At 73.2% G+C, this 25,330-nt stretch carries 25 protein-coding genes; 7 read left to right on the top strand and 18 right to left on the bottom strand.

The window, feature by feature from the left end:
• Positions 1-53 precede the first annotated feature (53 nt).
• Both TCUR_RS14525 and TCUR_RS14530 read right to left on the bottom strand, forming a co-directional pair.
• Positions 54-716 (bottom strand): enoyl-CoA hydratase/isomerase family protein, encoded by a 663-nt coding sequence (locus tag TCUR_RS14525; RefSeq protein ID WP_012853272.1) that lies wholly within the window; start codon positions 714-716, stop codon positions 54-56.
• Between the two features lie 34 nt (positions 717-750).
• Positions 751-954 carry a hypothetical protein gene (locus TCUR_RS14530; RefSeq protein WP_012853273.1) on the bottom strand — a complete coding sequence of 68 codons (204 nt, stop codon included), beginning with the start codon at positions 952-954 and terminating at the stop codon, positions 751-753.
• Positions 955-1,056: 102 nt separating this feature from the next.
• Between TCUR_RS14530 and TCUR_RS14535 the strand changes: the two genes are divergently transcribed.
• Positions 1,057-1,632 carry a TetR/AcrR family transcriptional regulator gene (locus tag TCUR_RS14535; protein WP_041441887.1) on the top strand — a complete coding sequence of 192 codons (576 nt, stop codon included), beginning with the start codon at positions 1,057-1,059 and terminating at the stop codon, positions 1,630-1,632.
• 16 nt (positions 1,633-1,648) lie between these two features.
• Here the strand turns inward: TCUR_RS14535 and TCUR_RS14540 are convergent, their stop codons facing one another.
• From TCUR_RS14540 to TCUR_RS14595, 12 genes are all read right to left on the bottom strand, one after another.
• The gene (locus tag TCUR_RS14540; protein ID WP_012853275.1) at positions 1,649-2,014 is read right to left on the bottom strand and encodes a DUF2834 domain-containing protein; all 366 of its coding nucleotides are present in this window, start codon (positions 2,012-2,014) and stop codon (positions 1,649-1,651) included.
• A 14-nt stretch (positions 2,015-2,028) separates the two neighbouring features.
• A complete protein-coding gene (gene aroQ, locus TCUR_RS14545) occupies positions 2,029-2,478 on the bottom strand; it encodes a type II 3-dehydroquinate dehydratase (protein WP_012853276.1) in 450 nt (149 codons plus the stop codon).
• Positions 2,475-3,551 carry a 3-dehydroquinate synthase gene (gene aroB, locus TCUR_RS14550; protein WP_012853277.1) on the bottom strand — a complete coding sequence of 359 codons (1,077 nt, stop codon included), beginning with the start codon at positions 3,549-3,551 and terminating at the stop codon, positions 2,475-2,477. Before aroB ends, aroQ begins: the two co-directional genes overlap by 4 nt.
• Positions 3,548-4,063 (bottom strand): shikimate kinase, encoded by a 516-nt coding sequence (locus tag TCUR_RS14555; RefSeq protein ID WP_012853278.1) that lies wholly within the window; start codon positions 4,061-4,063, stop codon positions 3,548-3,550. Before TCUR_RS14555 ends, aroB begins: the two co-directional genes overlap by 4 nt.
• Before the next feature lie 11 nt (positions 4,064-4,074).
• Complete coding sequence (gene aroC, locus TCUR_RS14560; RefSeq protein WP_012853279.1) at positions 4,075-5,253, bottom strand: chorismate synthase; 1,179 nt, start codon at positions 5,251-5,253, stop codon at positions 4,075-4,077.
• Positions 5,254-5,322: 69 nt separating this feature from the next.
• Positions 5,323-6,105, bottom strand: coding sequence for a prepilin peptidase (locus TCUR_RS14565; protein ID WP_012853280.1), 783 nt, complete (start codon positions 6,103-6,105; stop codon positions 5,323-5,325).
• A gap of 10 nt (positions 6,106-6,115) precedes the next feature.
• Complete coding sequence (locus tag TCUR_RS14570; protein ID WP_041439779.1) at positions 6,116-6,847, bottom strand: SseB family protein; 732 nt, start codon at positions 6,845-6,847, stop codon at positions 6,116-6,118.
• Between the two features lie 119 nt (positions 6,848-6,966).
• Complete coding sequence (locus TCUR_RS14575; RefSeq protein WP_012853282.1) at positions 6,967-8,130, bottom strand: pyridoxal phosphate-dependent aminotransferase; 1,164 nt, start codon at positions 8,128-8,130, stop codon at positions 6,967-6,969.
• Between the two features lie 49 nt (positions 8,131-8,179).
• The gene (locus TCUR_RS14580) at positions 8,180-8,785 is read right to left on the bottom strand and encodes a response regulator transcription factor (protein ID WP_012853283.1); all 606 of its coding nucleotides are present in this window, start codon (positions 8,783-8,785) and stop codon (positions 8,180-8,182) included.
• Positions 8,782-9,999 carry a sensor histidine kinase gene (locus TCUR_RS14585; RefSeq protein WP_012853284.1) on the bottom strand — a complete coding sequence of 406 codons (1,218 nt, stop codon included), beginning with the start codon at positions 9,997-9,999 and terminating at the stop codon, positions 8,782-8,784. The genes TCUR_RS14580 and TCUR_RS14585 overlap by 4 nt, the downstream gene beginning before the upstream one ends.
• Positions 10,000-10,035: 36 nt before the next feature.
• Positions 10,036-10,875 (bottom strand): ABC transporter permease, encoded by an 840-nt coding sequence (locus TCUR_RS14590; RefSeq protein ID WP_012853285.1) that lies wholly within the window; start codon positions 10,873-10,875, stop codon positions 10,036-10,038.
• Positions 10,872-11,816, bottom strand: a complete 945-nt coding sequence (locus tag TCUR_RS14595; protein ID WP_012853286.1) for an ABC transporter ATP-binding protein — start codon at positions 11,814-11,816, stop codon at positions 10,872-10,874. The genes TCUR_RS14590 and TCUR_RS14595 overlap by 4 nt, the downstream gene beginning before the upstream one ends.
• A gap of 103 nt (positions 11,817-11,919) precedes the next feature.
• On the opposite strand from TCUR_RS14595, the gene TCUR_RS14600 reads away from it, so the two are divergent.
• Positions 11,920-12,711, top strand: coding sequence for a carbon-nitrogen hydrolase family protein (locus TCUR_RS14600; RefSeq protein WP_041439782.1), 792 nt, complete (start codon positions 11,920-11,922; stop codon positions 12,709-12,711).
• On the opposite strand, the gene TCUR_RS14605 is transcribed toward TCUR_RS14600, so the two are convergent.
• Positions 12,705-14,102 carry an FAD-binding oxidoreductase gene (locus TCUR_RS14605; protein WP_012853288.1) on the bottom strand — a complete coding sequence of 466 codons (1,398 nt, stop codon included), beginning with the start codon at positions 14,100-14,102 and terminating at the stop codon, positions 12,705-12,707. The genes TCUR_RS14600 and TCUR_RS14605 overlap by 7 nt on opposite strands.
• A gap of 220 nt (positions 14,103-14,322) precedes the next feature.
• Here TCUR_RS14605 and TCUR_RS14610 point away from each other — a divergent pair, with 220 nt between their 5' ends.
• The 3 genes from TCUR_RS14610 to TCUR_RS14620 are packed head-to-tail and all read left to right on the top strand — an operon-like array spanning position 14,323 to position 16,507.
• Positions 14,323-14,697 carry an FKBP-type peptidyl-prolyl cis-trans isomerase gene (locus TCUR_RS14610; RefSeq protein ID WP_041441900.1) on the top strand — a complete coding sequence of 125 codons (375 nt, stop codon included), beginning with the start codon at positions 14,323-14,325 and terminating at the stop codon, positions 14,695-14,697.
• 20 nt (positions 14,698-14,717) lie between these two features.
• On the top strand, positions 14,718-15,677 hold the full coding sequence (locus TCUR_RS14615; protein WP_012853290.1) for an ABC transporter ATP-binding protein: 960 nt from the start codon (positions 14,718-14,720) through the stop codon (positions 15,675-15,677).
• Positions 15,674-16,507 carry an ABC transporter permease subunit gene (locus TCUR_RS14620; RefSeq protein WP_012853291.1) on the top strand — a complete coding sequence of 278 codons (834 nt, stop codon included), beginning with the start codon at positions 15,674-15,676 and terminating at the stop codon, positions 16,505-16,507. The genes TCUR_RS14615 and TCUR_RS14620 overlap by 4 nt, the downstream gene beginning before the upstream one ends.
• 84 nt (positions 16,508-16,591) lie before the next feature.
• Here the strand turns inward: TCUR_RS14620 and TCUR_RS14625 are convergent, their stop codons facing one another.
• A complete protein-coding gene (locus TCUR_RS14625; RefSeq protein ID WP_012853292.1) occupies positions 16,592-19,120 on the bottom strand; it encodes an ATP-dependent Clp protease ATP-binding subunit in 2,529 nt (842 codons plus the stop codon).
• A 281-nt stretch (positions 19,121-19,401) separates the two neighbouring features.
• Here TCUR_RS14625 and TCUR_RS14630 point away from each other — a divergent pair, with 281 nt between their 5' ends.
• Complete coding sequence (locus tag TCUR_RS14630) at positions 19,402-20,259, top strand: polysaccharide deacetylase family protein (protein WP_012853293.1); 858 nt, start codon at positions 19,402-19,404, stop codon at positions 20,257-20,259.
• A 330-nt stretch (positions 20,260-20,589) separates the two neighbouring features.
• Here TCUR_RS14630 and TCUR_RS14635 read toward each other — a convergent pair whose 3' ends face one another.
• Both TCUR_RS14635 and TCUR_RS14640 read right to left on the bottom strand, forming a co-directional pair.
• A complete protein-coding gene (locus TCUR_RS14635; RefSeq protein WP_012853294.1) occupies positions 20,590-22,068 on the bottom strand; it encodes a uracil-xanthine permease family protein in 1,479 nt (492 codons plus the stop codon).
• Between the two features lie 216 nt (positions 22,069-22,284).
• Positions 22,285-24,003 (bottom strand): PucR family transcriptional regulator, encoded by a 1,719-nt coding sequence (locus tag TCUR_RS14640; RefSeq protein WP_052305516.1) that lies wholly within the window; start codon positions 24,001-24,003, stop codon positions 22,285-22,287.
• Positions 24,004-24,178: 175 nt separating this feature from the next.
• Here TCUR_RS14640 and TCUR_RS14645 point away from each other — a divergent pair, with 175 nt between their 5' ends.
• Positions 24,179-25,174: an oxamate carbamoyltransferase subunit AllH family protein gene (locus tag TCUR_RS14645; protein ID WP_012853296.1), complete on the top strand. Its 996-nt coding sequence runs from the start codon at positions 24,179-24,181 to the stop codon at positions 25,172-25,174.
• Positions 25,175-25,330 lie beyond the last annotated feature (156 nt).

Here is a 25,330-nt window from a genome sequence, read left to right on the forward strand (position 1 = left end):
AAACCGAATCTGGTTCAGCATGTGAACGACGAGCGTAGCCCGCCGTTTCCCCGTCACGACAGTGGGCCCCGCAGCGCCTCCAGGACCTGGGCGTACATGCGGGTGCGGATCTTGGCGACGGTCGGCCCGTCCTTGCCCGCCAGTCCCGCCGCCCGCTCCAGCGCGGCCGGCAGTACCTGCTCCTCGGGGACGGCCTGGGAGACGATCCCCGCCGCCAGCGCCTCCTGCGCGGTGTAGCGGCGTCCGGTGATCATCGCCTCGTGCGCGGTGACCTTGGGCAGCCTGGCCTGGATGAGGGCGCTCATGCCGGGGGTGAAGTTCATGCCCAGGTCGACCTCGGGCAGGCAGAAGAAGCCGCGGTCGGTGCGCATGACGGCGAAGTCGTGGCACAGCGCCAGCATGGCGCCGCCGGCGAAGGCGTGACCGTTGACGGCCGCCACGGTGGGCATGGGCAGCTCCAGCAGCCGGGCGAACATCTCCTGCACCCGCCGCAGATAGTCGCCGAGCTTGTCGCGGTTGGCGCCGAGCCAGTCCAGGTCCAGCCCGTTGGAGTAGAACTTGCCGGCCCCGACGGTGACGAGCGCGCGCGGTCCCTCGGCCTTCTCCGCGGCGTCCAGGGCCTCCAGCACGCCGTCCAGGAATCCGGGGCTGAAGCGGTTCTCCCCCTCCTCCAGCCGCAGGACGAGCACGTCTCCGTCGCGCTGCAGATCGATCATGCCGCTCTCTCCTTCCCAGGCGGTCCCCACGACCCTACTGGGAGGCGGCCGGCGAGAAGATCATGCGGGTGGCGGTCCCGTGCGCCGCCGGCCCGCCCGCCCCGCCGGTGATGCGGCCCCGGCGGTGGACGGCGGTTCCCTCGCGGCGCGGTCCGCCCACGCCGCCCAGCCGCGCGGCGCCCTGCGCGCACGGCTCCCGGAGCCGCTGCAGGCCGTCCCGCTGCCGCGTGTCCGCCATGTCACCGCCCTCTCTGTATGACGACCGTCATAGACACGTTTTCCTATGACACTCGTCATGGTCAAGTCGACATCCCTATGACGAATGTCATAATCAATGACCATGGCAACCGACAGCCGGGAGCGCATGGTGCGCAGCGCCGCCTACCTGTTCCGTGAGCGCGGCTACAGCGGGACGGGGTTCCGCGACGTCATCGCGCACAGCGGGGCGCCGCGCGGGTCGATCTACCACCACTTCCCCGGCGGCAAGGTGCAGCTGGCCCAGGAGGCGGTGCGGTACGCCGGCGAGTTCCTCAACGCCGGCATCGAAAAGGCCATGGAGGGCGGCGACCCGGCCGCCGCCGTGGACGCCTTCGTGGGCTGGTGGCGCGGGGTGCTGATCAAAAGCGGGTTCCGGGCCGGCTGCCCGGTGGCGGCCGTCACCGTCGAGTGCCACGACGAGGTCCCGCAGCTGGCCGAGGCCGCCGCGGCGGTGTTCGACCGCTGGCAGGACACGCTGGCCACCGGCCTGGCCAACGCGGGCATCCCCGACGCGCGGGCCGCCCGGCTGGCCCGGCTGATCGTGGCGGCGGTGGAGGGCGCCACCCTGCTGTGCCGGGCGCACCGCGACGTGCGGCCGCTCGACGACGTGGTCGCCGAGCTCAAGGAACTGACCCGCGCCGCCGTCCGGGACCGCTGACGGCGCGGCCGGACCGTCAGGCGGAGGCGGCCGCTTCGGCCCGGCGGGCGGCGATGCGCAGCTGGCGGGCGATGAGGAACAGCGGGAAGGTGACGCTGATGGCGATGAGCGCCGAGCCGATCACATACGCCCACACGTGGCGGACGCCCCACCGGCGCGCCTCGTTCACCATGAGCACCACCGCGGCCAGCGCCACGAACACCACGTCGTTGGACAGCGAGGCGGCGGCCGGGTTGGCCCAGGCGCTCTCCAGGAAGCCCACGAGCCCGCCGTTGCCGTCCTGGAGGAAGAAGCGGATGTTCTGCGACCAGGTGGCGATCAGCGCACCGGCGGCGATGACCGCGTAGATCCCGCACAAAATCTTGTCCCGCCGCCGCAGCATAAGCGGGAGCTTACTCAGCGGGCCTCTTCCCTGGCCAGCATCTCGGCGACGGCCTGCAGCGCCAGGACATAGGAGTACAGGCCGAAACCGGCGATGGTGCCGTCGGCGACGCCGGCGACCACGGAGTTGTGGCGGAACTCCTCACGGGCGGCCGGGTTGGAGATGTGCACCTCCACCAGCGGCGCGGTGCGCTGGGCCAGGGCGTCGCGCAGCGCATAGGAGTAGTGGGTGAAGGCCGCCGGGTTGATCACGATCGGCAGCCGGGAGTCGGCCGCCTCGTGCACCCACCTGATCATCTCGGCCTCGTCGTCGGTCTGCCGCACATCGACGTGCAGGCTCAGCCGGCGGCCGGTCTCCCGGCACAACGCCTCCAGGTCCGCGAACGTCTGCACGCCGTACACATCCGGCTCGCGGGTGCCGAGACGACGCAGGTTGGGACCGTTGAGCACCAGGACGTGTCTCACTCGGCGATCTCCTTGTAGGCGGCGGCCAGCAGTTCGTCGGCGGGGCCCTCCAGGCGGCCGGGGCGGGCCAGGCCGTCCAGCACCACCAGGCGCAGCGTGGCGCCCCGCGCCTTCTTGTCCACCCGCATGCCCTCGCGCAGCGCGGGCCAGGCGTCGGCCCGGTAACCGGTCGGCAGCCCCACGGAGGTCAAGACCGTGCGGTGCCGCTCGACGGTCGCCGCATCCAGCCGCCCGGTCAGGCGGGCCAGCTCGGCGGCGTAGACCATGCCGATGGCGACCGCGTGGCCGTGCCGGAAGCGGTAGTCCTCGGCCTTCTCGATGGCGTGTCCCAAGGTGTGGCCGTAGTTGAGGATCTCCCGCAGCCCGCTTTCGCGCAGGTCGGCCGAGACCACCTCGGCCTTGACGCGCACGGCCCGCTCGACCAGCTCGCGGGTGTGCGTCCCGGTGGGCGAGGCGGCGCCGGCCGGGTCGGCCTCCACCAGCTCCAGGATCTTCGGGTCGGCGATGAACCCGGCCTTGATGACCTCGGCCAGGCCGCTGATGTAGTCCTGGTGCGGCATGGTCGCCAGCGCCGACAGCTCGCACAACACCCCGGAGGGGGGGTGGAAGGCGCCCACCAGGTTCTTGCCCTCGGCGATGTTGATGCCGGTCTTGCCGCCGACCGCGGCGTCCACCATGCCCAGCAGGGTGGTGGGGACGAGCACCGCCCGCACGCCGCGCAGCCAGGAGGCGGCGGCGAACCCGGCCAGGTCGGTGGTGGCGCCGCCGCCGACGCCGACGACCGCATCGCTGCGGGTGACGCCCAGGCGGGCGAAGTCCGACCACAGCCCGGCCAGCACGCCGATCTCCTTGGCGGCCTCGCCGCTGGGAACCGGCAGCGGGCATGCGGTGTAGCCGGCCTCCTCCAGCGCCTTGCACACCGGCCCGGCGATCTCCGGCAGGGCCTCATCGTGCACCACGGCGACGGTGCGGACCTTCTCCCCCAGCAGGCCGGGCAGCTCCTCCAGCACGCCGGTGCCGATGACGACCTCATAGGGGCTTTCGCCGCGCACGGTGATCCTGGTGGCGCTCACGGGGCCTCCTCGGTCAGCGCGGCGGCCAGCTCGTCGACGACCTCGGCCGTCTCGCGGCCGTCGGTGTCCACGGTGATCGTCGCCAGCCGCTCATAGATCGGCCGCCGCTGCTCCATCAGCTTGCGCAACTGGCTGCGCGGGTTGAGCACCAGCAGCGGGCGGGCCGCGCCCAGCCCGACGCGCTTGACCGCCTCCGACAGCCCCACCTGCAGGTAGACCACGGTGTGGCCGGCCAGCAGCCGCTGGGTCCCCGCATCGAGGATCGCGCCGCCGCCCAGCGCCAGCACGCCCTCGTGCTCGGCCAGCGCGGCGGCCACCGCCTCCCGTTCCAGGGCGCGGAAGCGCTCCTCGCCGTCGTCGATGAAGATCTCGCTGATCGGCTTGCCCGCCGTGGCCTCCACATCGGCGTCGGTGTCGCGGAACGCCGCGCCGAGCCGGTCGGCCAGCGCCCGGCCGACCGTGGTCTTGCCCGAGCCCGGCGGGCCGATGAGCACGGCCCGAGGTCGCTTCATGAGGTCGCTTCCTACTTGATGATCAGCGAGGACAGGTAGCCCTGGGCGTTGCGGGCGGTCTCCTCCACCGAGTCGCCGCCGAACTTCTCCAGCGCGGCGTCGGCCAGCACCAGCGCCACCATCGCCTCGGCGACCACCCCGGCGGCCGGCACCGCGGTCACGTCGCTGCGCTGGTTGATGGCCTTGGCCGGCTCGCGGGTGGTCACGTCCACGGTGTCCAGGGCGCGCGGCACGGTGGAGATCGGCTTCATCGCCGCCCGCACCCGCAGCACCTCGCCGGTGGTCATGCCGCCCTCCACGCCTCCGGCGCGGTTGGTGCGGCGGCGCAGCCCGTCGGGCCCGTCCTCGATCTCGTCGTGGGCGCGGGAGCCGGGACGGCGGGCGGTGGCGAAGCCGTCGCCGATCTCCACGCCCTTGATGGCCTGGATGCCCATGAGCGCGCCGGCCAGCCGGGCGTCCAGCCTGCGGTCCCAGTGGACGTGGCTGCCCAGGCCCGGGGGCAGGCCGTAGGCCAGCACCTCCACCACCCCGCCGATGGTGTCGCCGGCCTTGCGCAGCGCATCGATGTGGGCCACCATCTCGGCGCTGGTCTCGGCGTCGAAGCAGCGCACCGGGTCGGCGTCGATCGCCGGCAGGTCGGCCGGGGTGGGCTGCAGCCCCTCGGGGGCGGTCACCTCGCCCAGCGCCACCACGTGGCTGAGCACCTCCACGCCCAGCGCCTGCCGCAGGAACGCCTTGGCGACCGCGCCGAGCGCCACCCGCGCGGCGGTCTCGCGTGCGCTGGCCCGTTCCAGCACCGGGCGGGCGTCGTCGAAGCCGTACTTTTGCATGCCGACCAGGTCGGCGTGCCCGGGGCGGGGCCGGGTCAGCGGCGCGTTGCGCGCCTGGCCGGCCAGCACCTGCGGGTCCACCGGGTCGGCGGCCATCACCGTCTCCCACTTGGGCCACTCGGTGTTGCCGACCTCGATGGCCACCGGGCCGCCCAGGGTGCGGCCGTGCCGGATGCCCCCGGTGATCGTGACCTCGTCCTGTTCGAACTTCATCCGGGCGCCCCGCCCGTGCCCCAGCCGGCGGCGGCGCAGCTCCTCGGCGATGTCGCCCGAGGTCACCTGCACGCCCGCCGGAAGCCCTTCGACGATCGCGACGAGGGCCGGGCCATGCGACTCCCCCGCGGTCAACCAGCGCAGCATGGGCACGATCCTATTGGAGTCCGCGGCCCGGCCCGTGCGGTGCGGCCGCCGCGTCCCGGCGGGCCCGGCTCAACCGGCCGAGGCGGGGGCGTAGACCAGCACCGCCAGCAGGGCACCGGCGATCATGAACGGGCCGTAGGGGAGCTGGGTGCGCCGCCCCGCGCCGCCGGTGGCCAGCAGCGCCAGCGCGTAGGGGAGGAAGATCACATGGCCGGCCATGGCGCCGACGATGACCGCGCCGGGGCCGAGCCAGCCCAGGTGCAGGCCGCAGATCCCGGCCAGCTTGACGTCCCCGAAGCCGAGCCGGCCGGGCAGCAGGAACCATTGGGCCGCATACAGCAGCCACAGCGCCCCCATGCAGATCAGGGCCTGCAGGTAGCGGGCGCCGCCGTCGGCGGTGAACGGCGCGGCCGCGCCCAGCAGCGCGATGCCGACCGGGTAGGACGGCAGCGTCAGCGGGTCGGGCAGCCGTTTGGTCTCCGCGTCGATGATCGCCAAAGCGGTGGCGGCGGTGCCGAACCAGGCGAAGGCCGCCAGTTCCGGGCGCGCTCCGATCCGCCAGGCCAGCGCGGTGACCACCGCCGCCGCCAGCGCGGCGGTCAGCGCGGGGCGGCGCGTCAGCGGGGCCGCCCACCGCCGTCCCAGGGCCGGCTCGGCGGGGTCGGGCACGCGGACCCGGCCGTCCCGCCAGGCGGCGAGCAGCAGGCAGGCCAGCGCGGCCGCCTCCGGGCGCGGGCCGAAATGCCGGGCCGTCAGGCCCAGCGCCGCCACGGCCAGCGCGGGAACGCCGAGGGGGAGAAGGCGTTCACGCCGCCTGCGGGCCGGCGCCCTGAGCGGGTGGGCCGTGTCCATGCCCGCCGCGTCAGTCCAGGGAGCCGCGGCTGACGGTCAGCTCGACGCCGCCGACGATCCGGCCGCGCAGCAGCTCGGCGAGCCGGTCGGAGACCCGCTGGATGGTGGCGCGCTCATCGTGGCCGGGGGCGATTCCGCAGCGGATGGCCAGCTCGGCCGACCGGCCGCGGCCGACCCGCACCCCGCAGACCCCCTGCTCGCCGCCGAAGGCGGCGTTGACGGCGGCCAGCACCTCGGGGTCCTCGTGCGGCGGCGGGATGGCCTGCCCCTCGGCGAGCAGGTGCAGCCGCAGCCCGTCCACCGCGAACGGCACGGGCCCGGCCACATCGACCACCAGGGCGTGGGCGTTGTGCTCCAGGGCGGAGCGGCAGGCGTCCTGGGCGCGGACGGGAACGGGCCGGGCGTCGGCGCGCCACTTCTGCAGCGACTCCAGCGAGGTGAAGCCCAGGTAGCCGCGCCGCCCGTCCTCGCCGATGAGGGTGGGCGTGGCCATCGCGGCGCCGTGGTCGTGGTGATCGTGGTCGTGGTCGTGGTCGTGGTGCGACCGGCAGCCGGCCTGGTGCCGCTGTTCGGGCGGGAGGGGGACCACCGGCAGCAGCAGGCGGGCCTCGGAAAGCTGCTGGAGCACGGTGTGCTCGCTCACCCGTCCTGCGGCGTACTCGGCGAGCGCGTCCCGCAGTCCGGGATGGGCGCTGCCGTCGTCGTCGGGGAACTGGGGCTGGTTAAGCGTCGGTGCGGCCACGGCAGAGAGCGTATACGGGATCCGCCGCAACCGAGGGTCGTTGCAAAAACACCCTCCGCGTTCGGGCGCGCCTCTGCCCGACGGCGGTCTTCGGGCGGCTCGTCCTTGCGGACGTTCCTTCAGCGCAGCGCGGACAGGCGGCGGACCGCCTCGTCGATGACGTGGTCCTGCTTGCAGAAGGCGAAGCGCAGAAAGTGCGCCCCGGCCTCGGGATGGTCGTAGAAGACCTGGCTGGGCACGGCCACCACCCCGGCCTTGTGCGGCAGGGCGCGGGCCAGCTCCATGCCGTCGGTAAAGCCCAGCGGGCGGATGTCGGCCTGCACGAAGTAGGTGCCCTGCGGCCGGTAGACGGTGAAGCCGGCCGCCTCCAGCCCGGCGATCAGCCGGTCCCGCTTGGCCTGCAGCGCATCGCGCAGCCCGGCCACCCACTCCCGCTGGCTGGTCAGCGCGTAGGCCACCGCCCGCTGCCAGGGCGCCGCGGCGGCGTAGGTCAGGAACTGCTTGACGGTCTGCACGGCCCGCACGTGCGGGGCCGGCCCGGTGACCCAGCCGGTCTTCCAGCCGGTGACCGAGAAGGTCTTGCCCGCCGAAGAGATCGCCACGGTGCGTTCCCGCATGCCCTCCAGGCAGGCCAGCGGCACGTGCTCGACGCCGTCGAAGGTGAGGTACTCGTAGACCTCGTCGGTGACGGCGATCAGGTCGTGCTCGCGGCACAGGGCGGCGATGACCTCCAGCTCGGCGCGGGTGAAGACGGTGCCGGTGGGGTTGTGCGGGGAGTTGACCAGGATCAGCCGGGTGCGGGGGCCGACCGCGCCGCGCAGCTCGTCGGGGTCGAAGGTGAAGCGGCCGCCGGCCGGCCGCAGCGTGACCGGCCGGCGCACGGCCCCGGCCAGCGCGATCATGGCGGTGTAGGAGTCGTAGTAGGGCTCGAACACCACCACCTCGTCGCCGGGCCCGGCCAGCGCCAGGATCGCCGCGGCGATGCCCTCGGTGGCGCCCACGGTCACCAGCACCTCGCCGTCGGGGTCGTAGTGCAGCCCGTACCGCTCGGCGCGCTGGGCGGCCACGGCCCGCCGCAGCTCGGGGACGCCGGGGCCGGGCGGGTACTGGTTGTCGCCCTCGGCGATCGCCTGCGCGGCGTGCTCCAGCATCTGCGGCGGGCCGCCGGTGTCCGGGAAGCCCTGGCCCAGATTGATGGCGCCCGTCCGCACGGCCAGGTCGGTCATCTCGGCGAAGATCGTGGTCCCGAACGCCCGCATGCGCTCGACCAGCGGTTCGGTCATGCCGCCACACTAACGGCGGCCGCACCGGCGGGAGCGCCGGTGCGGCCGGCTAGATCCAGCCCATCTCCTCGGCGGTGCGGACGGCCGCCAGGCGGTTGGGGGCGTCGAGCTTGGTCATGGCGCTGGACAGGTAGTTGCGGACGGTGCCCTGCGACAGGTGGAGGGCCTCGGCGATGCCGGGGGCCTCCATGCCCCGGCCGATCAGGCGGAGGATCTGCCGTTCCCGTTCGGTCAGGGGGTTGTCGCCGGCGGCCATGGCGGAGGCGGCCAGTTCGGCGTCCAGGTAGCGGCCGCCGGCGTGCACCTTGCGGACGGCGGCGGCCAGGTCTTCGGCGGGGGCGTCCTTGGCGATGAAGCCGCGGACCCCGGCGGCCATGGCGCGGCGCAGGTAGCCGGGGCGGCCCAGGCTGGTCAGGATGCACACCGCGCAGCGGGCGCCGGTCTCGCGCAGCTGCTCGGCGACGGTCAGGCCGTCGGCGCCGGGCATGTCGATGTCCAGCACCGCCACGTCCGGGTCGTGTTCGCGCACCGCCGCCAGGACCTGGTCGCCGCGGCCGATCTCGGCGACCACCTCCAGGTCCGGCTGCAGGTTCAGCAGCGCCGCCACCGCGCCGCGGATCAGGTGCTCGTCGTCGGCCAGCAGGATCTTGATCACGCCACGCTCCGCAGCGGCTCGTCGTCGGCGGCCGGCTCGCCCGGCAGCGGGACGGTGGCGCGCAGCAGGAACCGTCCCGCCTCGATGTGCTCGGCGGTCAGCGTGCCGCCGACGGTGGCCAGCCGTTCGGTCAGTCCGGTCAGCCCGGTGCCGGAGTCTCCCGACGCCGGGCGGGCGCCGTCGTTGATCATCTCCAGCACCACCGCGTCGTCGGCGCGGCTCAGCGTGATGTCGCAGCGCCGCGCGTCGCTGTGCTTGAGGACGTTGGTGGCCCCTTCGCGGACCACCCAGGCCAGCACCGTGCCGACCTGCGGGGGCAGCCCGTCCAGGTGCCGCGGCACGCTGCAGCGCACCCCGGCGGCCTCCAGCACCGCGCGCACGCCGGCGACCTCGGCGTCCAGCTCGACCTGCCGGTAGCCGCGCACCGCCGCGCGGACCTCGCGCAGGGCGTCGCGGGCGGCCTGCCGCACATCGGCCATCTCCGCCTTGGCGCGGGCGGGGTCGGCCTCGGCCATCCGGATGGCCAGCTCGCTTTTGACGGCGATCAGCGACAGGCTGTGGCCCAGCAGGTCGTGCAGGTCGCGGGCGAAGCGCAGGCGTTCTTCGGTGACCGCCAGCCGCGCCTGCGCCTCGCGGGCGGCGTGCGCCTCCTGCATCACCTCCCACAGCCACTTCTGCGCCATGTTGCCCGTCACCGTCACCCCGCAGGTCACGGTGAACAGCACGAACATCGTCGGCCACATGTACCAGTGGGCCCGCTCCCCGGCCTCGATCACCGTGTAGGTGGCCATCACGGCGCCGGTGCCCGCGCAGACGGCGGCGATGCGGCGGACGCCGGGCAGGCACAGCACCGCGCCCGAGGCCCAGACCGGGCCGACCGCGATCCACAGGTGGCTTTCGAAGATCATCAAGCTGAGCACGGCGGCCAGCGCCCCGCTGAGCACCAGCTCCCGCACCGGGGTGCGGCCGGCCAGCCCGGCCCGCACCAGCCGGGTGTACAGCGCCCCGAAGAACCCCAGTCCGGCCAGCGCCGCCAGCGCCACCGGCGGCGCGATCGTCTCCTCGACGTACTGCCTGCCCACGTCCATGCCGAGGATCACGGCGAGGATCACCGCCACCGTCGCGAAGGTGCCCTCGGTGAGACGGCGGGCCTTCTCCAGGCGCCGGGACGCCCGTTCGGCGATGTCGGCCGACGTGCCGTTGATAGTGGTCACCTGCCCGACCTCCTGATCGTGCCCAGAGTAGATCCTTCAGCCGTGCCGGGGTTCCCAGCGGAACCAGCGCCGGGCCGCCCAGAGGCTCAGCCCGATCCAGGCGGCCAGCACCGCCAGGGCGGGCAGGCAGGTCGCCCAGGTCTCCAGCGCGCCCAGTTCCGCGTGGTCGCCGGTCACGGTGTAGTCGCGGCCGAGGTAGGCGGTGCGGACGATCTCCACCACCGGGGTCAGCGGCGTCAGCTGGGCGGCGCGCTGCCAGCCCTCCGGCAGCCCCTCCAGCGGGATCATGAAGCCGGAGGCGGCCATGCTCACCAGCAGCACCGGCAGCACGGTCAGCTGGGCCAGCTCGGCGGTGGGGGTCAGCCCGGAGACGGCCATGCCCAGCAGCGCGAACACCGCCGCGCCGGCCAGCATGCCCACCCCCATCAGCAGCGGGTCGGCCGGCAGCCCGCCGCCCAGCTCGGTGGCGATGATCACCACGATGACGGCGGCCTGCGCCAGGTACAGCAGGGTGGCGCTGAGGATGCTGCCGCCCAGGATCTGGGCGTCCGTCAGCGGGCCGCCGCGCAGCCGTTTGAGGGTCAGCTCCTCGCGGCGGGCGGTGAAGACGTTGAGCAGGTTCATGAACACCGCGGGGACCAGGAAGAAGGCCACATCCCCGGTGGCGGTCCACAGCACCGCGTCGATCCCGCCGCTGGTGTGGCCGTTGCCGTTGGAGACCAGCAGCATCACGGCGAAGAAGGCCGGCAGGCCGACGACGCCGAACAAGGCGGTGCGGTTGCGCCACAGCAGCAGCAGGTCCAGCCGCGCCAGACGCAGCACGCGTGCGGCGCCCGCCGCGCGGGCGGGCGGGACGAGCGTCTCGGTGGGGTTCATCGACGCGCCTCCTCTGCGGCCGGCCGCCCGGCGATCCGCAGGAAGACGTCCTCCAGGGACGCGCTGCGCACCTGCAGCCCGGCCAGTTCCAGCCGCCGGTCGGCGGCCCAGTTCAGCAGTTCGCGCAGCGACTGCTGCAGCAGCGGCCCGGGGAGCGTGTAGGTCGCCGCCGGCCCGCCTCCGGTGGCCGTGATGCGGGGCGGGTCGCCGCCCAGGCGCGGCAGTTCGGCCACGGCCACCTGGGCGGGGACGCGGAAGCTGATCCGGTCGCCGCTGCCGGCCAGCACCTGCGCCACGGTTCCCGACAGCTCCACCCGGCCCCGGTGCATGATCGCCAGCCGGTCGGCCAGCTGCTCGGCCTCCTCCAGGTAGTGAGTGGTCAGCAGCACACCGGCCCCCTCGGCGGCCAGGTCCCGGATGATCTGCCAGGTGGCGCGGCGGGACTGGGGGTCCATGCCGGTGGTGGGCTCATCCAGGAACAGCACCCTGGGGCGCCCGGCGATCGCCAGCGCCAGTTCCAGCCGGCGTTTCTGCCCGCCCGACAGCTGCCGGGCCCGCACCGCGGCCTGCCCGGCCAGCCCGACCCGCTCCAGCAGCCGGTCGCGGGGACGGGCGCCGGGGATCAGGTCGCACCACAGATCGAGGGTCTCGGCGACGGTCAGCTCCGGGAACAGCCCGCTCTCCTGCAGCATGACGCCCATCTGGCCGCCGATCCGCCGGCGTTCGCGGTGGGGGTCGCGCCCGAGCACCCGGACGGTGCCCGCGTGGGCGGGCCGGAAGCCCTCGACGGTCTCCATCGTGGTGGTCTTGCCGGCGCCGTTGGTGCCCAGCAGCGCGAACACCTCCCCGGCGGACACCTCGAACGACACCCCGCGCACGGCCTCGAAGTCCCCGTAGCGCTGGTGCAGCCCGGCCACCTCGACGACTTTGTCGCTTTCCATGCCTCGATGGTCTTTTGGCCGGCGGCGGTCCGGTAGTCGCCGCCGTCACCGGTTCGGGCCGCGCCTGTCAGGCCGGCGGCATGACAGCTGTCATGCTGGAGGCATGCGCGTGGCACTGTGTCAGATCCCGGTCGGCGACGACCCCGCAGAGAACCTGGAGCAGGTCCGCCGGGCGCTGGCCCGGGCGGAGGGCGCCGACCTGGCGGTGTTCCCCGAGGCGGTGCCGGTGCGGTTCGGCAACGACCTGACGGCGGTGGCCGAGCCGCTGGAGCAGGGGTTCGCCGGCGAGCTGCGGAAACTGGCGCGCGAGCACGGCACCGCGCTGATCGCCGGGGTGTTCGAGCCGGCCGGCGACGGGCGGGTCTACAACACCGCGGTGGCCATCGACGCCTCCGGACGGCCGGTCGGCGCCTACCGCAAGATCCACCTGTTCGACGCGTTCGGGGACCGGGAGTCGGCGCGGGTGGCGCCCGGCGACGCCCCGGTGGTGGTGGAGCTGGCCGGTGCCCGGATCGGCCTGATCACCTGCTATGACGTGCGTTTCCCCGAGCTGGCGCGGGCGCTGGTGGACCGGGGGGCGCAGGTGCTGGTGATCATCGCGGCCTGGGCGCAGGGGGTGTTCAAGGAGGAGCACTGGACCACGCTGGTGCGGGCCCGGGCGATCGAGAACACCACCTGGGTGGTGGCCGTGGACAAGGCCCCCGACCGCACCCGGCCGCCGGAGGGCGGCCCGGGCGGGGTGGGACGCAGCATGCTGATCGACCCGATGGGCACGGTGGTGGCCGATCTGGGCCCGTTCCCGGCGGTGCGGGTGGCGGAGATCGACCAGGAGGTGACCGAGCGGGTCCGCCGCATCCTGCCGTCCCTGCAGCACCGCCGTCCCGACGCCTACTGAGGCGCCGGGCGGATGTTGGGGTTGAGGCGGAAGAGGTTGCCGGGGTCGTAGCGGCGTTTCAGCTCCGCGAGGCGCGCAAGGTTGACGCCGAAGGAGTCGCGCACCATCCGGTCGTGGTCTTCCAGCAGGCCGGGGAAGTTCAGGTAGTCCGCGCCGGTGGTGAACGGGGCGACCGCGTCATAGACCCGGCGGGCCCATCGGATGCAGGCGCCGTCGCGTTCGGGGTCCTCCCAGTTGGCCTCGATGCCGAGCAGGAACGGCGCCGACCGGTCGCCGAAGGCGGTGGCCTGCGGTCCCGGGCGGGCGAACGCCCCGCCCAGCTGCCAGACGTCCAGGGTGGAGTGCGGGGAGGGACTGGCCTCGTTCAGCTCGACCAGTACGTCGATCAGCTCGTCCGGCAGGCCGCCGAGGTAACGCGACTTCCAGTAGTAGCGCATCACGTGCGCCGGGTAGTCCTCGTCGAAGAACCGCTGGACCTCCAGGTACGGCTTGGGGCCGGACAGGTCGGCGATCGGGGAGCCGATGTCGCGCAGGGGACGCAGCGCCGCCTCGCCGTGGGCCGGGTCGCCGCTGTGCATGGCCGCGAACGTCACGACCGGCCTGCCGTGGTGCTCGGCGGGGATGGCCTCGTCCGCCGGGGCGTGCCACAGGATCGCAAAGGCGCTGATCTCCTCGGGGGCGTCGGCCGCCCACTCCCGGTAGGCGCGCAGCAGCCGGCGGGCCTGGGCTCCCGGGTGGATGAGGTTGGCGAAGTACACCTGGGGGCCGACCGGGTGGGCGCGGAATTCGAACGAGGTGACGACGCCGAAGTTGCCCCCGCCGCCCCGCAGCGCCCACAGCAGGTCCCGGTGCCGCTCGGAGTCGGTGGACACCACCCGCCCGTCCGCGGTCACCACGTCCGCCGAGATCAGGTTGTCGCAGCTGAGGCCGTATTCGCGGCGCAGCCAGCCCAGCCCGCCGCCCAAGGTCAGCCCGGCGATCCCGGTCTCGGTCACCACCCCCATCGGCACGGCCAGCCCGAACACCTGGGTCTCATGGTCCAGGTCGCCGATGGTGACGCCGCCTTCGGCGCGCACGGTCCGCGCGGCGGGGTTCACATGCACTCCCCGCATCGGCGACAGGTCGATCACCAGCCCGTCGTCGCAGGTCGCGCTGCCGGCCACGTTGTGGCCGCCGCCGCGCACGGCCACCGGCAGGCCGTGCCGCCGGGCGAAGCGCACCGCCTCGATGACGTCGCTGGTCCCCTCGCAGCGCACGATGAAGGCCGGGCGCCGGTCGATCATGCCGTTCCAGACCGCGCGGGCCCGGTCGTAGTCGGCGTCCGGCGGGCGGACGACCCGGCCCCTCAGCCGGGGCGCCAGGCGCTGGGTCACGTCCTGGATCGCAGTCATGTCGTATCCCCCGATCCGGCATCGATGCCGTGGGCGGAACCTACCCGGATCGGACACCGGTAACGCGACCGAAAAAACGTCTGAAAACACAGGCCGGGGCACGTCGCTCACGGCCGCTCCCGGCCGCCGGGCGCCGCCACCGGGTTTCGGGGGCATGGGGCGACTGCCACTAGGCTGGCGGCGGCCGATGACCGATCACGACGAAGGCGGGAGCCTGGCGATGGCGCTTGAACGACCCGAGATCGACTTTCCCGAGGGTGCTCCGCCGAGCTACCTCGACATCACCGACATCACCGTCGGCGACGGGCCGGAGGCCGTCAAGGGCTCCAACGTCACCGTGCACTACGTGGGCGTGGCCTACTCCACCGGCGAGGAGTTCGACGCCTCCTGGAACCGCGGCGAGCCGTTCGAATTCCCGCTGGGCGCCGGGCGCGTCATCAAGGGCTGGGACATGGGCGTGGCCGGGATGCGGGTCGGCGGCCGGCGCAAGCTGGTGATCCCGCCGCACCTGGCCTACGGCAACCGCGGCGCGGGCCGGGCGATCCGCCCGGGCGAGACGTTGATCTTCGTGGTGGATCTGCTGGCGGTGAACTGATCCCCGCGGGAAAGCAGGAGATGATCGAGGCACGAGGACTGACCAAGCGCTACGGCGCCAAGGTCGCCGTCGACCACGCCGACTTCACCGTCCGGCCCGGCAAGGTGACCGGGTTCCTGGGGCCCAACGGGGCGGGCAAGTCCACCACGATGCGGCTGATCCTGGGCCTGGACCGCCCCACCGAGGGCGAGGTGACCGTCAACGGGCGCAGCTACCGGGAGCTGCCGGCCCCGCTGCGCGAGGTCGGGGCGCTGCTGGAGGCCAGGGCGGCGCACGGCGGCCGCAGCGCCTACAACCACCTGTGGTGCCTGGCCCGCAGCAACGGCATCCCGCGCCGCCGGGTCGATGAGGTGCTGGAGCTGGTGGGGCTGGCGGCGGTGGCCAAAAAGCCGGTGCGGGGGTTCTCGCTGGGCATGAGCCAGCGGCTGGGCATCGCCGCGGCGCTGCTGGGCGACCCGGGGGTGCTGATGTTCGACGAGCCGGTCAACGGCCTGGACCCCGAGGGCATCGTGTGGATCCGCACGCTGATGCGGCAACTGGCCGCAGAGGGCCGCACCGTGTTCGTCTCCAGCCACCTGATGAGCGAGATGGCGCTGACCGCCGACCACCTGGTGGTGATCGGCAAGGGCCGGATCCTGGCCGACACCTCGATGCGGGAGTTCATCGACGCCAACGCCACCAGCCATGTGCGGGTGCGCTCGCCGCACCTGGACCGGCTGGCCCCGTTGCTGGCCGAAAAGGGCTGGCGGGTGGAAGACGACTCCGAGGGGGCGGTGCGGGTGTACGGGGCCACCGCCGAGCAGATCGGCGACCTGGCCGGGGAGGCCGGGCTGTGGCTGCACGAACTGACCGGGGTGCAGGCGTCACTGGAGGATGCGTTCATGCGGCTCACCGGAGAGGCCGTGGAGTATCACGCGGGCGCACCGGCCGTCCCGCATCAGGCGCAGGCGGCCGAGCCGCTGCCGGGAGGCGGCAGGTGACCGCCGTCGAGCCCGGCGGCGGGATCGGGCGCGAGCGCACGGTCCCGGCGCGCGGGGCCGCCTTCGGCCGGGTGCTGGCCGCCGAGTGGACGAAGATCATCACCGTGCCCTCCACGTTCTGGACGCTGCTGGCGGGCGTGGTGGTGTCGGTCGGGCTGTCGGTGCTGATCTCGCTGGCCTACACCTCCTCCTATGAGCAGCTTCCCGAATACGACCGGCAGGCCTTCGATGTCGCCTCCTTCAGCCTGGTGGGCCTGAACTTCGGCATGGTGGCCTTCGGGGTGCTGGGCGTGCTGGTGATCACCGGGGAGTACGCCACCGGCATGATCCGCACCGCGCTGACCGCGGTGCCGCGCCGCGTGCAGTACCTGGCCGCCAAGGCGCTGGTGCTGGCCGGGGTGGTGCTGGCGGTGGGGCTGGTGGTGTCGTTCGCCTCCTTCTTCCTGTCCCAGCTGATCTACCGGACCAAGGGCCTGGACGGCTCGCTGGGCGACCCGGGGGTGCTGCGCGCGGTGGTGGGCGGCGCGGTCTACCTGACGCTGATCGCGCTGATCTCGCTGGCGGTGGGCGTGCTGCTGCGGCACACCGCCGGGGCGGTCACCACCGTGCTGGGCGTGCTGTTCGTGCTGCCGATCATCGGGGCGTTCCTGCCCGGCGAGTGGGGCGATGACGTCGCCAAGCTGCTGCCGTCGAACGCCGGCGGGATGCTCATGACGGCCAAGGAGGCGCCGGATTCGCTCTCGCCGCTGGCCGGCGGCGCGGTGTTCGCGCTGTACACCGCGATCGCGCTGGCGGCGGCGTTCGTCTCCTTCACCCGGCGCGACGCCTGAGCGCCGCCTGAGCGCCGCCTGAACGGCGTGCAAAGAGCCCGGCGATGCGCCGGGCTCTTTGCGCGTGCGGCCCCGGGCCGGCGGTCAGGAGGGCCTGGCGGCGGCGATCTGCCGGGCGGCGGTCACCTGCAGATCCAGCGCGTCGCCGCGGACGCTGACCACCACGTGCTGGCCGGGGTGCAGCCTGCCGTCCAGCAGCATGTTCGACAGCGGGTTGTCCAGTTCCCGCTGGATGGTGCGGCGCAGCGGGCGGGCGCCGTACTCCGGCTGGTAGCCCTTGCGGGCCAGCCAGCCGATCGCCTCGGGGGTGAACTGCACGGTGACGTCCTGGGCGTGCAGCCGGCGGCGGGTCTCCTCCAGCAGCAGCTCGGTGATCTGGCGCAGCTGCTCGGGCTCCAGCCGGCGGAAGACGATGATCTCGTCGATCCGGTTGAGGAACTCCGGGCGGAACGCCTCGCGCAGCCGCCCCATCACCCGCTCGCGCACCGCCGAGTCCACCCCGTCGCCGCCGTCGGGGGTGAACCCCAGCGACACCGTGCCGCCGATCACGTCCGAGCCGAGATTGCTGGTCATGATCACCACGGTGTTGCGGAAGTCGACGGTGCGGCCCTGGGCGTCGGTGAGCCGGCCGTCGTCCAGCAGCTGCAGCAGCACGTTGAACACATCCGGGTGGGCCTTTTCGATCTCGTCCAGCAGCAGCACCGAGTACGGGCGGCGGCGCACCGCCTCGGTGAGCTGCCCGGCCTCCTCATAGCCGAGGTAGCCGGGCGGCGCGCCGGTCAGCCGGCTGACGGTGTGGGGCTCTTGGAACTCGCTCATGTCGAGCCGGACCATGCGGTCCTGGCTGCCGAACAGCGCCTCGGCCAGCGTGCGGGCCAGTTCGGTCTTGCCCACCCCGGTCGGGCCCAGGAACAGGAAGCTGCCGATGGGGCGGTTCGGGTCGCCCATCCCCACCCGGGAGCGGCGCACCGCCTCGGCGACCGCGGCCACCGCCTCGTCCTGCCCGATCACCCGCCGCTGCAGCTGCCCTTCCAGCCCCAGCAGGCGCTCGCGCTCTTCCTGGGTGAGGCGGGAGACCGGGATGCCGCTGCTGCGGGAGACCACCTCGGCGATGTCCTCGACGGTCACCTCGGGCACCGCCGCGGCGCCGGCGGGGTGCGGCAGCCCGTCCCGGCGCCGCTCCAGCTCATTGAGCTGCTCGCGCAGCTTCTTGGCGCGGTCGTAGTTCTCCTCGGCGACGGCCTGGTCCTTTTCCCGGCGCACCTGTTCGATCTGCCGGTCCAGGTCCCGCACGTCCCGGCCGGGCGTCCGGGTGCGCAGCCGCACCCGCGCACCGGCGTGGTCGATCAAATCGATGGCCTTGTCGGGCAGGAACCGGTCGGTCAGGTAGCGGTCGGCCAGCTCCACCGCGGCCACCAGCGCCTCGTCGCTGAAGCGGACCTGGTGGTGGGCCTCGTAGCGGTCGCGCAGGCCGCGCAGGATCTCCACGCTGTCCTCCACCGACGGCTCGGGCACCAAGATGGGCTGGAAGCGGCGTTCGAAGGCGGGGTCCTTTTCGATGTGCTTGCGGTACTCGTCGATGGTGGTGGCGCCGATGACGTGCAGCTCGCCGCGGGCCAGCGGGGGTTTGAGCATGTTGCCGGCGGTCATCGCGCCCTCCCCGCCGCCGGCGGTCACCGCGGTGTGCAGCTCGTCGATGAAGATCACCAAATGCTCGGAGTTGTCGCGGATCTCATCGATCAGCTTGCGCAATCGCTCTTCGAAGTCGCCCCGGTAGCGGGTGCCGGCCACCACTCCCGACAGGTCGAGCTGGACCAGCCGCTTGCCGAGCAGGGGCTCGGGCACCTCGCCGTCGGCGATGCGCTGGGCGATGCCCTCGGCGATCGCGGTCTTGCCGACGCCCGGGTCGCCGATCAGCACCGGGTTGTTCTTGGTCCGCCGCGACAGCACCTCGATGGTCTGGACGATCTCCGACTCCCGGCCGATCACCGGGTCGATGCGGCCTTCGCGGGCCGCCTCGGTCAGGTCGCGGCCGAACTCCTCCAAGGTGGGGGTGTCGATGGCCGGGCGCGGCGTGGGCGGGGCCGCCGCATGCCCGCCGATGGCGGCCTCTTTGAGCGCCTCGGGGGTGATGTGCACCTCGCGCAGGATCCGTCCGGCCTCGGAGTCGGGGTTGACGGCCAGCGCGAACAGCACATGCTCGGGGCCGATGTAGGACGAGCCGACGGCACGGGAGATCTGGAAGGCGTCCAGCAGCGCCCGCTTGGCCGAGGGCGTCATCATCGGCGGGGTGTCGCGGGCCGGGCCGCGTTCGATGTGCCCCTCCACCCGGACGGCCAGCTCCTCCGGGTCGGTGCCGGCCCGGCTGAGCAGGTGCCGGGTGGCCTCCTGGCGGGTCACCGCCCACAGCAGATGGTCGGTGTCCAGATCCGAGCTGCCCCACTCGGCCGCCCGGGCGGCCGCGTCCCGGATGAGGTCGCGGCCCGGCTCGCTCATCAGCCGGGCGAGGTTGACGCGTTCCACCGCCCGGTGCACGCCGGCCGCGCCGAAGAACCGTGCGAGCAGTTCCTCGAAGGGGTCCTTGCCCTCCTGTTCCTGCCAGTCCCCGCCCATGACGTGACCTCCTCCCACGGCTCGGTTCCGGTCAGGTCGGGGCTCTACCCCGGCGGTCGGGGCGAAACCTCGCCGGCGCCGTGAGCGGACGCCCCCGGCGGTCTTGGCGGCCCGGCGTGGACGGCCAGGGATGTGTTCGGCAACGGCAAAGGATTCCTGAGCGAGTCGCGTGCCTTTGTCACGCTTCTGTGCGAACCTTCCAGCGCACGCTGTCCGTCAATGGATGAGGACGCCCGAAACCCGCTGCGGGCGGTCGGGTGCCGGTAAAGGAGGTCCCGTTCATGCGAGGGAAGACTCCCCTGGTCGCCTGCCTGGTCGCAGGCGTGCTGGGGGTCGGCGCGGGCATCTGGCCCGAAGTGCGCACCCATGCCGCCGCCAACACCGATCCCTCGATGCGGGGCGAGCTGTCGGCGATGCTGGCCGACCAGCAGTGGCAGCGGCCCAAGCCCGGCAGCTGGACCATCGAGCAGGCCGCCGACATCCCCCGGGGGCCGGTGCCGACGATCCGCCGGATCAACACCCAGGACAAGGTGGTGTTCCTCACCATCGACGACGGCTATGAGTACGACGCCGAGTTCGTCCGGCTGGTGCGCGAGCACCGGGTCCCGATCCTGACCTTTTTGACCTCCTCCTACATCAAGGGACAGGGCCAGTACTTTTGGGCGATGCGCAACGCCGGGTCGCGCATGGAGAACCACTCGGTGACCCATCCGGCGCTCAACACCCTCCCGCTGGAGAGGCAGCGCAAGGAGATCTGCGACGCCTCCGACGCCATCGCCCGGCAGTACGGGCGGCGGCCGACGTTCCTGCGCCCGCCGTTCGGGGCGATGAACGCCCTCACCCAGCAGGCCGCCAAGGAGTGCGGCATCAAGCTGATCATGTTGTGGAACGTGGAGTTCTACAACGGCACCACCGGGCCCGGGGTGGGCTTCAACGGCTTCGCCCGCGGGGACGGCGGCGGCAAGCATTTCCGGCCCGGCGACATCGTGCTGATGCACTACCGCAAGGGCCTGGCCGGGCACCTCAAGATGATCTTGACGTGGATCAGGGAGCAGGGCTTCCGCCCCGCGGCGGTGGAGAACTACATCCCACGGTCCCTGGGCGGCAACGCCCCCGACTCCGCCACTCAGGTCAAGTGAACTTTCTCACCACGTGGCCCGAAGAGCCGGGGACGGGATCCCTCATGGCGTTCGGTGCCGTGACGTCCCCGCCCCGGCCTGCGAAGAGGGCCTGTTGGAAAGGGTTCGGTGACAAGCCCTGCCCCGGGCGCAAGGCCCGGGGCAGGGCCCGGCCGCAACGGCCGTGGGACGGCGCCGTGCAGTGAAGTTCGTTCAACACGTGCTCTCAGGCACCGGAGACGGGAGCCGGGGCGGCGTCCGAGGTCATGACATCGCAGGTCACGGCACCGTCCCCGCCCGCGGGAACGGCGTGTTGAAAAGGCCCAGCCGGGCGGCGGCTCCGGGAGCGCGCTAGGCGGGCCCTCCCTTCGGGTCCTCCCCCGCCTTCCCGCCGGTCTCCTCCTCGAGGGTGATCCGCTCAAAGCCGATCTCCCCGTAGGAGACCTCGTGCCCGCCGGTCCTGGCGGCGATGAACCGCAGCAGGTGGTAGCCGGCCAGCACCACGATGGTGCCCAGGGCGATGCCCTCCAGCGTGAAGTCGTCGCCGACGGGGTGGACGACCGGCCCGATGGCCAAGATGATGCCCGCGCCGATCGGCACCATGTTGACCGGGTCGGAGAAGTTCACCCGCGACTCCACCCAGATCTTGGCGCCCAGCAGGCCGATCATGCCGTAGAGGATCACGGTGACGCCGCCGAGCACGCCGCCGGGGGTGGCCGCGACCAGGGCGCCGAACTTCGGGCACAGCCCGAACAGGATCGCGATCAGCGCCGCCACGTAGTAGGCCGCCGTGGAGTAGACCCGGGTGGCCGCCATGACCCCGATGTTCTCGGCGTAGGTGGTGGTGGGCGAGCCGCCCACCGAGGTGGCGACCACGGTGGCGGCGCCGTCGGCGAAGATCGCCCGGCCGATCAGCGGGTCCACGTCCTCGCCGGTCATCTCGCCGACCGCCTTGACGTGCCCGGTGTTCTCGGCGATCAGCGCGATCACCGCCGGCAGCACCAGCAGGACCGCCGACAGCTTGAAGTCGGGGGCGTGCATGTCCGGCAGGCCGAACCAGGGGGCCTCCCCCACCGCCGACAGGTCCACCCGGTCGTGCGGGAAGGCGGTGGCCACGCAGTAGGGGCCCTCGACGGCGCAGGGGGCGCCGGAGGCGTCCCGCAGATTGGCGCCCGGCAGCACGGAGGTGACCTGGCCGAACCGGTCCAGCACCCAGGAGAGGACGAACCCGAAGACCAGGCCGAGCAGCACCGAGATCCGGCCGATGAACCCGCGGAAGGCCACCATGATCACGAATACGAACAGCATCGTGAGCAACGCCACCCACGGGTCCTGCGGCCAGTAGGTGTCGGCCACCACGAAGGCCAGCCCGAAGCCGATCAGCATCACCACCGCGCCGGTCACCGGCGGCGGGAACACCCGGTGGATGATCCGCGGGCCGAGGAAGTGGATCGCCAGCCCGGCCGCCGCCAGCACCACCCCGGCGATCAGAATCGCCCCGGTCACCCACGCGTCGGTGCGGGCGTCGTCCACCCCGGCCCGGATGGCCAGCGCCGCGCCCGCGAACGAGGCGCTGGTGCCCAGGTAGCTGGGGACCCTGCCCTGCACGATGAGCAGGAACAAGATCGTGGCGACCCCCGACATCATCACCGCCAGGTTCGGGTCCAACCCCATGACCAGGGGGAACACGAACGTCGCGCCGAACATGGCGATGACGTGCTGGGCGCCCAGCCCCACCGTGCGCGGCCAGCTCAGCCGCTCCCGCGGCCCGACCACCTCGCCCGGCGCGGGGCTGCGCCCGTCGCCGTGCACCTTCCAGCCGAATGCCATCGATCAACTCCCTCAAATCCCGGCGGAAGGGCCAGTCCCCCGTCCTGACCTGCCTTAGGCGGCCCTGCGCCGCCCAGGGGAAGATAGACGCGGCTCAGGCGGGCATCACCGGCGACACCTGCCAAAGAGAGCGCCCGTCCTTGGCGAACCCGCTGTGTCCCAGGCCACATCGGGGCCGGCAGGTCATGGCGGGATTCCCACCGGCGAGCGGCTTTTTCAGATCCCCTTCATGCGGAGCACGTGCAGCGCGAGGGTGAGATTCAGCCGCAGGTGGGCGTCCTCGGTGAAGGGGCCGAGCATGCGCTCCAGCTTGCCGATGCGGTAGCGCAGGGTGTTGTAGTGGAAGTGCAGCCGGCGGGCGGTCTCGGCGACGTTGAGATTGGTCTCCAGCAGCACCTGCAGGGTGCGGCGCAGATCGACCGCCTCCGGCTCGTCGTCGCAGGCCAGCTCGCCCAGCGTCTCCCGGACGAAGGCGTGCAGCTCCGCCGGGTCGGGGACCAGGCTCAGCAGCCGGTAGACGCCCAGCTGGTCGAAGTGGACGCGCGCCCCGGCGCCGTGCATCTGCCGGCCGACCCGCACCGCCTTGACGGCCTGCTCATAGGCCTCCGGCAGCCGGGAGGGGGAGGTCACCGTGCGGCTGATGCCGGTGGAGAAGGTGTGGCGCGCGCCATGCGGCTCGGAGAAGACCGCCGCCGCCTCCCGTACCAGCACCGCCGGGTCGGGGGCCGCGCCGCCCTCCTCCGGCGCGCCCACGACGGCGACCACCTCGTTGGCGAAACCCGCCACCGCGGCGTGCCGGTCGTGCCGGCGCACCACCGACGTCCAGGCCGCGGCGAGCCGTTCCTGCACCAGGCGCTCATCGGCGCCGCGGTCCCGGCGCCCGGCGCGGCCGCCGGTGCCGTCCGCCGCATCGTCCCGCCCGTCGAGCTCGGCGACCAGCACGGTCATCGGGCGGTCCAGGTCCCAGCCGAACCCCGAGCAGTGGGCGATCACCTGGCCGTCCTCGCCGGCCCGCCCGGCCAGCACGTCCCGCAGGAAGTCGGCGCGGTACTTGCTCTCCACGGCGGCGACCGCCTGCTGTTTGGTGATCAGCAGCGCCACCACGGTGGCGGCCCGTTCCAGGATGCCCACCACGTCGCTGGCGCGCAGCCCGCCGCCGGCGCCGTAGGCGACGATGCGGCCGTGGTCCAGGCCGCCGGCCAGCACCGGCACCATCAGGTGCTCGCCGTCGGTGACCGGGCCGGCCGGGTCGGCGGGGCCGTCCCACTCCAGCATGGCCCGCAGGTGCTCGTCGGGGCCGCAGCCGGCCAGCATCCGCCGCTCCCCGTCCATGGCGACCACCGCCACCTCCAGCAGGGCGGCGACCTCGTCGACCACCTCCTGCAGTCCGCCGCCGCTCAGCACGATCTGCACCAGCGCCCGGTGCACCTCCTCGGTGCGGGCCAGCACCGCCGCCTGCCGGTTGAGGATGTCGGTGAGGACCTGGTTGAGGATGTCGTCGAACCCCACGTCGGCGGGCAGCAGGATCAGCGGGAAGCCCAGCCGGTCGGCCTGCTCGATCATCCGCGGCGGCAGGGCGTCCAGGTAGCGGCCCAGTTTGATGCCCAGCGCCGACACCCCGCGCGCGTCCAGGTCGGCGACCAGGTTCTCCAGCGACTGGGGGGTGTGGCGCAGCGGATAGCCGGTGGTCAGCAGCAGCTCGTGCGGCTTGACCCAGGCCAGGATGTCGGGGACCTCCATGACGTTGAGGCGCTGCACGATACGCTCCAGTCCGGCGCAGCCGCCGATCAGGCGGGCCCCGGCCAGTGTGGACACGCCCAGCACCTCCCCCACCGACAGCCCGTAGGTCAGCGTGCCGGTACTGGCCAGCCGCAGCGCCGGAGGACCGAGGTCGGCGGTGGGATAAGCCCTGTCGGTGAGCTTGTCGGGGAGCATGTCGGGGGTCTCCTGCCATATGCGCGGACACCCCAGTCAGGGCAGGTCCGCAACCGTTCCGCGCCCAACCCTGACAAGAAACACGAAGCATGACAACCATCCTTGGCATGTTTCTCCATACGTCCGGACTAGGCCGGGGCCCTACGTTTCCAGAAAACAGACGTATGGAGGGCTTGTGACTGCCGTCATGCGCGAACCGGTCGCCCTGCCCACCCGGCGGCGACCCCGGCCCACGCTGGCGGGCGCGGCGCGATCCACCGCGTCCGTCCTCTCGGGTGATCCCCGGGCCGCCACCGGATCGGCCATCGCCGGTGCGGCCGCGATGGGCCTGCGCGAGTTGCTGGATTCCGCACGCCGTCCCGCCCGGGTCCTGGCCGTCTTCCCGGCGGCCGTCTACCTGGAGATGCGGACGGCCGCCGAACCGCGGGTGCTGGCCGTGGTGTGCAGCGACGCGGTGCGGCTGCCGAACGCGGTGGTGGTGCCCGTCGGCGGCCGGGACCGGCCGTTCCGCTCGATCCGCGAGGGCCAGGAGGCCTGGGTCGGCGACGGCCAGATCGAGGCCGGCGCGCTGCGGGTGCGCATCCGCCGCTGGTGGGACCCCGTTCCCGCGCTGGGCGGGGTGACCCCGGCCCGCCTCGCCCGGGGGATCGGCGAGCTGGAGGCCGCCGTCGCCGAGGGCCGGCTCGGCCTGGCCGGGCATCCCGACCCCGGCCTGCTGGCGGAGCGGTGCGCCACCGGCGACCTGGCCGACGCCGTGGAGATCGCCGAGCGCATCGTGGGGCTGGGCCCGGGGCTGACCCCCAGCGGCGACGATGTGCTGGCCGGGCTGCTGGTGGCGCTGCGCGCCCTGGGCGGCGCCGTGCCGCACGGCCGCACCGCGATCTGGCTGGCCGACTGGCTGGGCGCCGCGGTCACCGCCGACGCCGGCACCCGCACCACCGCGCTGGCCGCCACGCTGCTGCACTGCGCCGCCGCCGGCCAGGCCAGCGCCGAGGTCACCGCGGTGCTGCGCGGGGTCGGCGGGGCGGACCCGCTCGGCCCGGCCGTCCGCCGGCTGCTGGCCGTCGGCCACACCTCCGGCGCCGACCTGGCCTTCGGCCTGCTGGCCGGATGCCGCGCGGTGCTGGCCCTGTCCCTGGCCGCCGCGCAGGACCGGCGGGTCCCCGCATGAACGGGCCGAAGGCGCCCGGCGGCGATCCGGCGCAAAGCGCACGCCGCAAAGCCGCCGGAGCCACTGCGGCGGCCGGGCCGGGGAGCGCCCGCGGCGGCCGGGCACGCGTGCGAGGAGACCGGCCGCCGTGGCCCGGGGGATGCGCGCCGCCGGGCG

The sequence above is a fragment of the Thermomonospora curvata DSM 43183 genome (assembly GCF_000024385.1).
Classification (GTDB): Bacteria; Actinomycetota; Actinomycetes; order Streptosporangiales; family Streptosporangiaceae; genus Thermomonospora; species Thermomonospora curvata.